At 76.4% G+C, this 12246-nt stretch carries 9 protein-coding genes; 4 read left to right on the top strand and 5 right to left on the bottom strand.

What is annotated here, in order from left to right; all coding sequences use genetic code 11:
* Positions 1 to 118: 118 nt before the first annotated feature.
* The 3 genes from RF644_RS06720 to RF644_RS06710 all read right to left on the bottom strand — a co-directional run bounded on the left by RF644_RS06720 (position 119) and on the right by RF644_RS06710 (position 3368).
* On the bottom strand, positions 119 to 1015 hold the full coding sequence (locus RF644_RS06720; protein ID WP_368795935.1) for a LysR family transcriptional regulator: 897 nt from the start codon (positions 1013 to 1015) through the stop codon (positions 119 to 121).
* 65 nt (positions 1016 to 1080) lie between these two features.
* Positions 1081 to 2202: a glycosyltransferase family 4 protein gene (locus tag RF644_RS06715; RefSeq protein WP_368795934.1), complete on the bottom strand. Its 1122-nt coding sequence runs from the start codon at positions 2200 to 2202 to the stop codon at positions 1081 to 1083.
* Positions 2199 to 3368: an alpha/beta fold hydrolase gene (locus RF644_RS06710; RefSeq protein ID WP_368795933.1), complete on the bottom strand. Its 1170-nt coding sequence runs from the start codon at positions 3366 to 3368 to the stop codon at positions 2199 to 2201. The genes RF644_RS06715 and RF644_RS06710 overlap by 4 nt, the downstream gene beginning before the upstream one ends.
* Before the next feature lie 221 nt (positions 3369 to 3589).
* On the opposite strand from RF644_RS06710, the gene leuS reads away from it, so the two are divergent.
* From leuS to RF644_RS06695, 3 genes are all read left to right on the top strand, one after another.
* Complete coding sequence (leuS, locus tag RF644_RS06705) at positions 3590 to 6082, top strand: leucine--tRNA ligase (protein WP_368795932.1); 2493 nt, start codon at positions 3590 to 3592, stop codon at positions 6080 to 6082.
* A 461-nt stretch (positions 6083 to 6543) separates the two neighbouring features.
* A complete protein-coding gene (locus RF644_RS06700) occupies positions 6544 to 7371 on the top strand; it encodes a helix-hairpin-helix domain-containing protein (protein ID WP_368795931.1) in 828 nt (275 codons plus the stop codon).
* A complete protein-coding gene (locus tag RF644_RS06695; RefSeq protein WP_368795930.1) occupies positions 7368 to 9950 on the top strand; it encodes a ComEC/Rec2 family competence protein in 2583 nt (860 codons plus the stop codon). Before RF644_RS06700 ends, RF644_RS06695 begins: the two co-directional genes overlap by 4 nt.
* Here RF644_RS06695 and RF644_RS06690 read toward each other — a convergent pair.
* Positions 9947 to 10732, bottom strand: coding sequence for a potassium channel family protein (locus RF644_RS06690; RefSeq protein ID WP_368795929.1), 786 nt, complete (start codon positions 10730 to 10732; stop codon positions 9947 to 9949). The two genes, RF644_RS06695 and RF644_RS06690, sit on opposite strands and share 4 nt — an antisense overlap.
* Before the next feature lie 122 nt (positions 10733 to 10854).
* Between RF644_RS06690 and holA the strand changes: the two genes are divergently transcribed.
* Complete coding sequence (gene holA / locus RF644_RS06685; RefSeq protein ID WP_017833967.1) at positions 10855 to 11856, top strand: DNA polymerase III subunit delta; 1002 nt, start codon at positions 10855 to 10857, stop codon at positions 11854 to 11856.
* A gap of 115 nt (positions 11857 to 11971) precedes the next feature.
* Here the strand turns inward: holA and rpsT are convergent, their stop codons facing one another.
* Positions 11972 to 12232, bottom strand: a complete 261-nt coding sequence (rpsT, locus tag RF644_RS06680; RefSeq protein WP_017833968.1) for a 30S ribosomal protein S20 — start codon at positions 12230 to 12232, stop codon at positions 11972 to 11974.
* Between the last annotated feature and the right edge of the window lie 14 nt (positions 12233 to 12246).

Genomic DNA, 12246 nt, shown 5'->3' with positions numbered 1-12246 from the left:
TGCCTCCAGGATGCCTGCCGAGTTCCCCGCGCGTCCAACGATCAGAGGCGATCGACATCATCGGCAACCGCGATGGAACGACGACGGGCCCCTGGGGCCGAGCGGCGACCAGGGAAGGTCAGGCGGAAGCGGGGTGCCGCAGGCTGTGGTCCCAGAACCGCTGGGCGACCTGGGAGATCCGGCCCCGGCGGTGGACCAGGACCGTGCTCCACTCCAGGCGGGGACCGGTGTAGTCCACGATCCGCACGTCCGATCGGCCGGTCACGACGAAGCGGGGAACCATGGCGATGCCGCTGCCGGAGGCCACGAAGTCCGGCACGGCCGTCAGGTCCGAGAGCTCCACCGCCCGCCGGCGGACCAGTCCCGCGGCGGAGAAGGCGCGGTCGACGATGTGCCGCACGGCCTGGCCCGCCGCAGTGTCGATCCAGGGGTGCTCGCTCAGCTCGGCCAGGGTGGGCGGGGAGGCGGCGTCCGCGGCCAGGGGGTGCCGGGAGGGCGTGATGAGCACGAGCGCGCCCGAGGCCAGCGGGGCGGTCACCAGGTCGTGCACCACGGCACGGGCGGGCAGGGACACCACGGCGAGGTCCAGCTCGTGGGCCCGCAGCCGCGTCAGCAGCCCCTCGGAGCCGGCCGGATCGGTTCTCAGCGAGACCTGAACGTGCGGGTGCTCGGCGGAGAACCCGGCCAGCATCCCCGGCAGGTCCAGATGGCTGATGGGGTTGATCGTGCCGATCCGCAAGGAGCCGCGCCGGCCGCCGTCGGCCTCGAGCACGTGCTGGCGCAGGTCCTGTCCGAGGTGCAGCCAGGCCGGCGCCTCCTCGGCGAGCACCAGCCCGGCCGTGGTCAGCCGGGCGGTGCGGCGGGACCGGTCGAACAGCCGGACGCCGAGATCCTGCTCCAGGGCCCGGACCCTGGTGCTGATGCTCGACTGCACCGTGCCCAGCTCGTCGGCCGCACCGGCGAAGGTGCCGGTCCCCACCACCGCGAGGAAGGCCTCCAGCTGTCTCGTCTCCACCGGTCCAGCGTAGCCGCGGGACGGAGGACCCGCGGGGGCTCGTGGACTCCGTGAGGACGGTCCGGTCAGGGAGAGCGGTGCCGGGAGCGGGACTCGTGGACGCCGCGGGCGACCGCCAGCAGCTCGCGCGCCGAGTCGTCCCACGAGTAGGCCCGGGCCCGCTCGAGCCCGGCCAGCACCCGGGCGCGGGCCCGGCCCGGGTCCTCGAGGGCGCGCACGGCGGCGGCGAACCCCGCGTCGTCGCCGGGCGCGGCGTAGCCGGCGGCGTCCCCGGCGACCTCCCGGAAGATCGGCAGGTCGCTGCACACCACGGGCGTGCCCGCCGCGAGCGCCTCCACGAGCGGCAGCCCGTAGCCCTCGGCCCGGGACGCGTGCACCAGGGCGGCCGCCTCGGCGAGCAGGGCGGCGTACTCGGTCTCGTCCACCCCGTCGTGGAAGACGACCCGCGCCCCGTCCGGGACGAGGGCCTCCAGCTGGGCGCGGCGGGCGGGGGAGATCCGGGAGAGCAGGTGCAGCTCGTGGTCCGGGAGCCGGCCGGCCGCGCGCAGCAGGGTCTCCACGTTCTTGTACGGGAGGAAGGAGCCCATGTAGAGCAGCTTCCGGCCGCGCCGGGGCAGCCGTGCCAGGGCCTGCCCGGTGGGGAGCACTGAACCGGGCTGGGGGGCGTTGGGCACCACGTGCACGGGGCGGCGGGTGAGCCGGTGGGCGGCGATCAGCTCGCGGGTGGTGTGCGAGACGGTCACCACGGCGTCGGCGCGGTCCAGCAGGACCCGCTGGGGCCACCAGGCCCGGTGGTAGAGCCGCCAGCCCGCGCGCACGGCGGCGGGCAGGTCCCCGGGCGGCTGGGGGTGGTCGTAGTAGATGAGGTCGTGCAGGGTGAGGATCAGCCCGTGCCGGCGGCCCGCGGAGCCCATGGTCTGCATGGGGGAGAACACGACGTCGGGCGCGTACCGGTTGAGCACCAGCGCCGTGGCGGCCTCGGCGGCCGACACGGGGGAGGGCCCGGTGACGTGGGGGAGTCCCGGCAGCAGGGCGAGCTGGCGGGGGTCGCTGACGAGCAGGGCCACGTCCAGGCCGGGGGTCGCGCCGGCGAGACCGGCCACGGCCTCGGCCAGGCTCGCCCCGTAGCGGCTGATCCCGTCGTGGCGGTCGAGACGGGTGTAGCGGGCGTCCAGGAGCAGTCTCACCGGCGGCGTCCTCCGGGCTGGTCCCGGCGGGCCCGGTGCCCGCGGCGCACGATGCGCTGCAGACCGGTGAACGGGGCGGTGTCGGGGGCGGTGTCGGGGGCGGGGGCGTCGGCGGGGGGCGCCTGCGTGTGCAGCGTGGGCGGCCCGCCGTCCGGTCCGGGGGGCGGGCCGGGGGCCGGCTCGGGGGCGGGGGAGGAGAGGAAGTCGTGGACCAGCTCGGCGGTGCGCCCGGGGGCCTCGTAGTGGATGAGGTGGCCCACGCCGTCGAGGACCTCGAGGCGGTGCCGGGGGATCCAGGAGGCCATGGTCCGCTGCGCGGCGAGCGAGCCCAGCTCGTCCTGGGCGCCCACGACCAGCAGGGTCGGCATGCTCAGCTGCATCGCGACCTCCGCGACGGTGTGCGAGACGGAGGCCTCGTAGGCCTCCAGCAGCACGTCCCGGTTCGCGAAGGACGAGAAGTAGGCGCGGTGCTGGTGGCGCACGTAGCCGCGCACCCGGGGGTCCTGGGACTTGGTCATCACCCCGCTCATCGCGTCCGTGACGAGCCAGCTGGAGAGCAGCCGCCGGCCCAGCCGCCGGGGCAGGGCCCGGCCCAGCCGGTAGTAGCCCACCGTCAGGCGGCTCAGCAGCGCCTGCTCGCCCTCCAGCGCGGGCTCGCAGATCGGGTTGACGAGCACCAGCCGCTCGACCATCGCCGGGTGGGCGGCGGCGAAGTGCGCGGCGACCACCGAGCCGAAGGAGTGGCCCAGCACGGCGACCCCGTGCGGGGCGCCGTCGTGCACCGCGCCGTCGGTGAGGGTCTCCACGAAGCCGCGCAGGAACTCCGCGTACCCGGCGATGTCGTGGGCCCGGTCGGGGAAGGGCTCGGAGCGGCCGAAGCCGGGCAGGTCGGGGACGACCACGTGGTAGCGCTCGCGGAGCCGGTCGGCGACCAGCTGCAGGCCGTGGTGGTCGCCGCGGAAGCCGTGGACCAGCACGAGCAGCGGCTTGGGGGCCCGGTCGACGTCGTAGAACCAGTAGCGCACCTTGTGCCCGTCCAGGACCATGCTGCGCCGCTCGGCCCAGGGGTTCTGCACCGCGCTGCCCGGGACGTCGGCGTCGCGGCCCGTGCCGGTGGGCCCGCCGCCGTCCGCCGCGCCGTGCCGTGCGCCGGCCGCTGCCGCCATGGTTCCTCCCTGCGGGCCCGGCAGGCGCCCGGTGCGTCCCGGCCCGCTGTCGATGCTAGCCCCTGCGGGCCGGGGGGCCGGGCGGCGCTGGGCTAGGATGGGACGGATTCCACCACCGTCGGCGCACCGCCGGGCATCCGTGATGCCCGGGTGCCGCACACGCGACCGCGCGCCGCCCGTTCCGGGGCCGGCGGCGGTCCACGACCGCGAAGGCGAGGACCGTGACCGAACAGCAGCACACGACCGAGACCACCGGGTACGACTTCCGTGCCATCGAGGCGGCGTGGCCGTCGTTCTGGGCGGAGCAGCGGGTCTACGCGCCCGTCGACGACGGCTCGCGGGAGCGCCGCTACGTCCTGGACATGTTCCCCTACCCCTCGGGCGACCTGCACATGGGGCACGCGGAGGCCTTCGCGATGGGGGACGTGGTGGCCCGGTACTGGCGCCAGCGCGGCTACGACGTGCTGCACCCGATCGGCTGGGACTCCTTCGGGCTGCCGGCGGAGAATGCGGCGATCAAGCGCGACGCCCACCCGGCGGAGTGGACCTACGCCAACATCGAGACGCAGAAGGCCTCCTTCCAGCGCTACGCGATCAGCGCGGACTGGTCCCGGGAGATCCACACCTCCGACCCCGAGTACTACCGGTGGACGCAGTGGCTGTTCCTGCAGTTCCACCGCAAGGGCCTGGCGTACCGGAAGAACTCGCCGGTCAACTGGTGCCCCAAGGACCAGACGGTGCTGGCCAACGAGCAGGTCGTCAACGGGGCGTGCGAGCGCTGCCACACCCCGGTGACGAAGAAGGCCCTGAACCAGTGGTACTTCAAGATCACCGACTACGCCGACCGGCTGCTCGACGACATGACGGCGCTCGAGGGCCACTGGCCCGAGCGGGTGCTGGCCATGCAGCGCAACTGGATCGGGCGCTCCGAGGGAGCCCACGTGCGCTTCGCCATCGAGGGCGCCGGCGAGGGCGGCACGGATCGCGAGGTCACCGTGTTCACGACCCGCCCCGACACCCTCTACGGCGCCACGTTCTTCGTGGTCGCCGCCGACGCGGAGCTGGCCGGGCAGATCGTCGCCCCGGAGCACGCGGCGGAGCTGGCCGCCTACCGGGAGCAGGTCAAGGCGCTGTCCGACATCGAGCGCCAGGCCACCGACCGGCAGAAGACCGGGGTGTTCCTGGGCCGCCACGCCGTCAACCCGCTCAACGGCGAGAAGCTGCCCGTGTGGGCCGCGGACTACGTGCTGGCCGACTACGGCACGGGCGCGATCATGGCCGTGCCCGCCCACGACCAGCGCGACCTCGACTTCGCCCGCACCTTCGACCTGTCCGTGCGCGCGGTGCTCGACACCGGCGAGGAGGACCCCGCCGTCACCGGGACCGCCACCACGGGCGAGGGCACCCTGATCAACTCGGGCGAGCTCTCCGGGCTGGAGAAGACCGAGGCCATCGAGCGCGCCATCGGCCTGGTCGAGGCCGCCGGGACGGGCAACCGCCAGGTCAACTTCCGGCTGCGCGACTGGCTGCTGTCCCGCCAGCGCTTCTGGGGCGCGCCCATCCCGATCGTGCACTGCGGGGCCTGCGGCGAGGTGCCGGTGCCCGAGGAGCAGCTGCCGGTGCGGCTGCCCGACGACCTGCGCGGGGAGCAGCTCGCGCCCAAGGGCCGGTCCCCGCTCGCGGCGGCCGAGTCCTGGGTGCACGTGAACTGCCCCTCCTGCGACGGCCCCGCCCTGCGCGACACCGACACCATGGACACGTTCGTGGACTCCTCCTGGTACTACCTGCGCTTCGCCTCCCCGAACGACGAGACCGCGGCGTTCGACCTCGAGCAGACCCGCAAGTGGCTGCCCGTGGACCAGTACGTGGGCGGCGTGGAGCACGCGATCCTGCACCTGCTCTACTCCCGGTTCTTCACCAAGGTGCTCTTCGACCTGGGGCTCGTGGACTTCACCGAGCCGTTCAAGGCGCTGCTGAACCAGGGCCAGGTGCTCAACGGGGGCCGGGCGATGTCCAAGTCCCTGGGCAACGGCGTGGACCTGGGCGAGCAGCTCGACCGGTTCGGCGTGGACGCCGTGCGCCTGACCATGGTCTTCGCCTCCCCGCCGGAGGACGACGTGGACTGGGCCGACGTCTCCCCGCAGGGCTCCCAGAAGTTCCTGGCCCGGGCCTGGCGCCTGGCCCAGGACGTGACCGGCGACCCCGGGGCCGACCCGGCCGACGGGGACCTGACCGTGCGCCGGGCCACCCACCGGGCCGTCGACGACGCCGCCCAGCTGCTCGACGCCGCGAAGTTCAACGTGGTGATCGCCAAGACCATGGAGCTGGTGAACGTGGTCCGCAAGGCCATCGACTCCGGCTGCGGGCCCGCTGACCCCGCCGTGCGCGAGGCCGTCGAGGCGGTCGCGGTCCTGCTGTCGCTGGTCGCCCCGTACACGGCCGAGGACATGTGGCACGCGCTGGGCCACGAGGGCTCCGTCGTCGTCGCCGGCTGGCCCGCGGTCGACCCGGAGCTGCTGGTGGACGACACCGTCACCGCCGTGGTGCAGATCAAGGGCAAGGTCCGGGACCGGCTCGAGGTGCCCGCCGACATCGGCGAGGACGCCCTGCGCGAGCTCGCCCTGGGCTCGGAGACGATCCGCCGCCAGCTGGGCGACGCCCAGATCCGCAAGGTGATCGTGCGCGCGCCCAAGCTCGTCAACATCGTGGCCTGAGCCGCCGCTCCCGCACGGGAGCACGACGACGCCCCGCCGCTCCCGGCCCCCGGCCCGAGCCCCCGCCCCGCGCCCGGGGGCCGGTGCCCGGACCGGGGGCCGGGCCGGTGTTCAGGCCGGTGTCCGGGCCCCACAGTCCTGCTCCGGGCCCGCGCGCGTCCCCAGCGGGGCCCCGTTCGGCGCGCGGGACCGGCCGGCCGGGGTGGGCTGGGGCCATGACCGGTACCGTGCCGCGCGCCCGACGGCGAGCGAACCCCACCCCGCCCGCGCCCGTCGTCCCGCCTGCGCCTTCCGCGCCCGGCGCGACGGCTGCCGGGACCGGGCCCGGCAGTGCTCCCACACCCGGTGCCCCGCCGCCCGGTGCCCTGCCGCCCGCCGAACGGCTGGCGTCGCTGCTGGCCGAGGCCCGGGGCGAGGCCACCGGTTCCGGCCGGGCGCCGTCGCCCCGGGACGGGGCACCGGTGGCCGCTCCCGCCCACCGCCGGCCGGTCGCCGCCCGGACCCGGGTTCCGGCCTCGCTGCTGCTGATCGTCCTGGCCGCGCTCGCATGGCTGAGCTGGACGGTGCTGGGGCCCGGGAGGGACGGCGGGGAGGTCCCGGAGACCGCCGGGCGGCCCGTCCTCGCCGAGGCGGAGCTGGGCGGCGAGCCCGGGCAGGACCTCGGGCAGGACGGCGGGGGCGACACCGGGCGAGGGGCCGGGGACGGAGCCGTGGCCGGTGCGGGCACGACGACCGGACCCGGGACGGGCCCGCCGGGGTCCGCCGCGGCCCAGCCGCCTGCGGTGGGGTCGACGCTGCACGTGCACGTGACCGGGGAGGTGGCCCGCCCCGGCGTCGTGTCCCTCGAGGCCGGGGCCCGGGTCGTCGACGCGGTCGAGGCCGCCGGAGGCCTCACCGATGCCGCCGTGACGGAGTCCGTGAACCTGGCCGCCCCCGTCACGGACGGCCAGCAGGTGCTCGTCCCGGACACCGAGACCGCACCCCCTGCTCCCGGCGGTCCGGCGCCCGGAGCCGCAGCGGCGCCGGGAGCGGCGGCGCCGCCCGGGGTCCCGGGAGCACCGCCCGGGACCGGGGCACCGGAGGGCGCCGCCCCGGGCGGGACGCTGAACCTCAACACGGCCACCGCGGCCGAGCTCGACACCCTCCCGCGGGTCGGGCCCGTGCTGGCCGGACGGATCGTGGAGTTCCGGCAGCAGCACGGCGGATTCGCCTCCGTCGCCGACCTCGACGCCGTGCCGGGGATCGGCCCCGCCCTGATGGAGTCGCTCGGCCCGCTGGTGAGCGTGTGAGGCGCCCCGCCGAGTGGTGGGCCGGGGCCCTGGAGCACCAGGAGCACCGCGACGCCCGCGCGCCGGGCCGCACCTGGGACCTGCGGCTCGTCCCCGCCGCGCTGGGCGCGTGGCTCACCGGTCTGCTCGCCGCGCACCTGCCCCCGGCACGGGTCGCGGCCGCCGGGGCCCTCTACCTGGCGGCGCTGGTGCTCGGCGCCGCCCTGGTCCTCGTCGTGGCCCGCACCCTCCGGCGGGAGGAGCCCCCGCCCGGGCGGCCCCGCGCCCCCGGGCTGTGGCGGGCCCTGCCGTGGTCGGCCGTGGCTCTGAGCGCCCTCGCCGTCACGGCCGTGCTGCTGAGCACCACGGCCGCCCAGCGCGAGACCGCCCACGGCCCGCTCGGGGCGGCACTCGCCGGGGCCGGGACCGTGGCCGTCACGGCGGAGGTGGTCGAGCCGCCCCGGCGGTGGACGGCGCCCGCCCCCGGGACCGGCCACGAGGACGAGGACCGCACCGGCGTGGTCCTCGGGCTGCGCCTCGAACAGGTCACCCACGAGGGCCGCGGCGGACCCGCCGACGTCGACGTCACGGTCTTCGCGGACGGGCCCGCCTGGGCCGGGCTGGTCCCGGGGCAGCGGATCACCGCCGTGCTCGCCGCCGGGCCCCCGTCCCCCGGACCCCCGGTGCTGCGCGCCGCCGCCCCGCCGGCGGACCTCCCGGCACGGGAGCCCGGCCGGCGGGAGCAGGTCCGGGAGCGCTTCGTGGCCGGCACCGCAGGACTGGGCCCCGACGCCGCGGGGCTGCTGCCCGGGATGACCTTCGGCGAGCGCTCCGGGATCGGCCCGGAGCTCGACCAGGCCATGCGGGACACCGGACTGACCCACCTGACGGCCGTCTCCGGCGCCAACTGCGCCCTCGTCACGGCCCTGGCCGGGCACGCCGCGCTGTCCCTCGGCGCCGGGCGGCGCACCTGCCTGACCGTCGGCCTCGGCGCCCTGGCCGCGTTCGTGCTCCTCGTCGGTCCCGACCCGTCCGTGCTGCGCGCCGCCGTGATGGGCGGACTCGCAGCCCTCAGCCTCCTCACGGGGCGCACCGCCGTCTCCCTGGCCACCCTCTCGGGCGCCGTGATCGCCCTCGTCGTCGTCCGGCCGGCGCTCGCCGCCGAGTACGGCTTCGTCCTCTCGGTGCTGGCCACCGCGGGGATCGTGGTGAGTGGGCGGCCCCTGACCCGGTGGCTGGGCACCCGGGTCCCGGAGGTGCTCGCCGTGGCGGTCGCGATCCCCGCGGCCGCCCAGCTGTGGTGCGCCCCGGTGCTCGTGCTCCTCCAGCCCGCCGTGCCCGTGTACTCGCTGCCGGCCAACGTCCTCGCCGCCCCGCTGGTGCCGGTGGTGACCGTCTGCGGCCTCGCGGGACTGCCGCTGCTGAACCTGCCCGACGGGGCGGGCGCCGCGGCGGCCGTGCTGCCCCTGGGCGTCGGCGCACTGGGGGCGCGTGTCGTCGCCGGCACCGCCAGGGTGCTGGCCGGGGCCCCCGGGGCACTGGCCCCGTGGCCCCAGGGCCTGCCGGGCGTGCTGCTGATGACCCTGGCGAGCGCGGCGCTCCTGCTCGCCGTGCACGCCCTCGACGTGCGCCGCCGGCGCCCCCGGTCGACGTCCGGGACCGTGCACGAGGGCCCCGCGCCGGTCCCCGTCCCGGAGGGGCACTGGCGGGAGCGGTCCCGCCGGCGCCGGCGGCGGCGGATCGCGGCCGCCGCGGCCGTGCTGCTCGTCCTCGCGGCGCTGGCCCTGCGCGCCGCCGTGGACGCCCGACGTCCGCCGCCGGCCTGGGAGGCCGTGCTGTGCGACGTGGGCCAGGGGGACGCCGTCCTCCTGCGCACCGCGCCGGGCCGTGCCGTCCTCGTGGACACCGGCCCCGACCCGCAGGCCCTGGCACGGTGCCTGCGGCGCAGCGGGGTGGAGCACCTGGACCTCGTGGTCCTCAGCCACGCCCACGCCGACCACACCGGAGGCCTTCCCGCCCTCGCCCGGCACGGGCGGATCGGCGAGGTCTGGTACGCCACGGCGGCCGCGGCCCCGCCGGACCGGCTGACCGACGCCCTGCCCGGCACCCCGGCCCGCCGGCCGGCCCCGGGGGAGACCCGGACGCTGGGCGGACTGCGCCTGACCGTCCTCGCCCCGGCACCGACCGCCCCGGGGCGTTGGAGCGACCCGTCCTCCGCCGACGAGAACAACGCCTCCCTCGTGCTGCGCGCCGAGCTCACCGGCGAGGACGGCGGGTCCACCTCCTGGCTGCTCACCGGGGACCTCGAGGAGGAGGGCGCACGCGCCCTCCTGCGCACCGCCGGGCCGCTCGTCGACGTCGACGTGCTCAAGGTCTCCCACCACGGCGCCCGCAACGGCGGCACCGCCGTCATCGACGCGGCCGCTCCCCGGCTGGCCGTCGTCTCCGCCGGCCGGGACAACGACTACGGCCACCCCCACCCCCGGATCCTCGACCACCTGCGCACCCGGGGGATCCCCCTCGTGCGCACGGACGAGCACGGCAGCGCCTATATCCTGCGCGAGGGCGACCGAATCCGTGCCGTCCCCGCCGACCCTTAGGCCGCCGGCCCCCGGACCACCGGACCGGGTCCCGGCGGGTCCTCGCCCCCCGCCCCCCGGTCCGGGGGACCCGGCCCGCGATCCTCCCGCCGGCGCAGCTGCTCGGTCAGCTCCGCCACCTGCGCCCGCAGCGCCGCGACCTCCGCGGACGGGTCACGGCCCCCGCGGGCGGCCACCGCCTCCACCAGCCAGGAGGCCAGCAGAGCCGTGACCAGACCCAGCACCCCCACACCGCCCAGCATCAGGACCACCGCCACACCCCGGCCCAGCACGGTGACCGGGTACAGGTCCCCGTAGCCCACCGTGCTCATGGTCGTGACCGTCCACCAGGCGGCGTCCCCGAAGCTCGTGATGCCCGCCCCGGGAGCGCCCCGCTCGGCGTCCAGCACGGCCAGCGAGCCGACCACGCCCAGCAGCAGCGCCCCGCCGGCCAGGTGCACGGCCACCCGCCCCCGCAGGTCCGCCGAGGCCCGCCGGTTGACGACGAGCACCAGGGCGACCAGCCGCACCAGCTCCAGCTGCCGGAGCACCGGGAAGACCAGCACCAGCAGGTCCAGCAGATGGCGGGAGACGAACTCCCGCCGGTCCCCGGCCCGCACCAGGCGCACCACGTAGTCCCCGACGAACAGCGCCCACACCGCGCCCAGCACCACCCGGCACGCCAGCACGAGCCGCGGATCCAGCCCCGGATCGAGGATGGGCCACGCCCACGCCACCAGGAACACGACGGCGGCCCCCGTCAGCACCCGCCCGGCCACCCGTTCCCCGCGACCCCTCCGCATGCCACGATCATGACCCCACCACCCGGGACCACGCCACCACATGTCGCCCGGACGTGGGAAGCTGGTGACCACCCCACCCAGCAGGCGGCCCCGTCCGGCCGCCACCACAGGAGGACGCGGCCATGACCCCACCGAGGCGCCCCGCACCCACCGCCGGACCCACCTGGCGCGACGTCGAGCCCACCCCGCTCATCCTGCTCACCGGCCCCGAGGACTACCTCGCCGCCCGCGCCCGCGACCGCGTCCGCACCGCCCTCAAGGACCGGCGCGGCCCCGTCGAGCTCTCCACCGTCGACGCCGCCGCCTACGCGCCCGGACAGCTCGCCGCGCTCGCCAGCCCCTCCCTGTTCGACGACGCGAAACTCATCCACGTCAGCAATCTCGCCGCCATGAACGACGACTGCCTCGCCGACGGCCTCGCCTACGTCCAGGCCCCCGACCCGGACGTCGTCGTGCTCTGGGAGCACAGCGGCGGCAACCGCGGCAAGAAGCTCCTCGACGCCCTCAAGGCCGCCGGCGCCGCCGTCGTGGAGTGCAAGCCCCTCAAGAACGACCGCGACAAGACCGACTTCATCGTCACCGAGTTCCGCACCCACCGGCGCCGCATCGACCCCGACGCCGCCCGCGCGCTCGCCGCCGCCGTGGGCAGCAGCACGGCCGAGCTGGCCGCCGCGTGCGCCCAGCTGCTGTCCGACGGGCCCGAGAGCATCAGCTTCGACGACGTGGAGAAGTACTACGGCGGGCGCGTGGAGGCCACCGCGTTCAAGGTCGCGGACGCCGCGCTGGCCGGACGCGCCGAGAGCGCCCTCAAGCTGTGGCGCCAGGCCCTCGACACCGGGGTGGACCCCGTCCCGATGGTCGGGGCGCTGGCCGCGAAGCTGCGCACGATCGCCCAGGTGCACGGGACCCGCGGTGGTGCGGGTCAGCTCGCCCAGCGGATCGGGGCGGCCCCGTGGATGGTGGAGCGGGCGCAGGAGGAGTCGCGGCGCTTCTCCGAGGAGGACCTCGTGCGGGCGCTGCGGGCGCTGGCCGAGGCCGACGCCCAGGTCAAGGGCGAGGGGCGGGACCCCGCCTACGCGGTGGAGCGGGCGATCACCACCATCGCCCTGTCCGGCCGCCGCTGAGCGGCGGTCCCCGGGCCGGACGGGCCCGGGGGACGACGGAGGCCCCGTCCCTGAGCGGGACGGGGCCTCCGTGCGGCCCGCCGGAGCGGCGGGCGCGGTCCGCGGGGAACCGGGATCAGATCTTGGCGACCAGCTTGGCCAGGCCGGACTTCTTGTTGGCCGCGTTGTTCTTGTGCAGGACGCCCTTGCTGACGGCCTTGTCGAGCTTGCGGGAGACGACGCGCAGGGCGTCCTGGGCGGTCTCCTTGTCGGAGGCGCCGACGGCCTCGTCGACGCGGCGGACCAGCGTCTTCAGCTCGGACTTGTACGCGTTGTTGCGCAGGCGCGACTTCTCGTTGGTGAGGTTGCGCTTCTTCTGGGACTTGATGTTGGCCACGTATAACTCCTTGG

The sequence above is a fragment of the Kocuria sp. CPCC 205258 genome (assembly GCF_040981005.1).
In the GTDB taxonomy this organism is placed as follows: domain Bacteria; phylum Actinomycetota; class Actinomycetes; order Actinomycetales; family Micrococcaceae; genus Kocuria; species Kocuria rosea.
The sequence above is the reverse complement of the archived record's forward strand: the minus strand, read 5'-3'. Positions and strand labels throughout refer to the sequence as shown.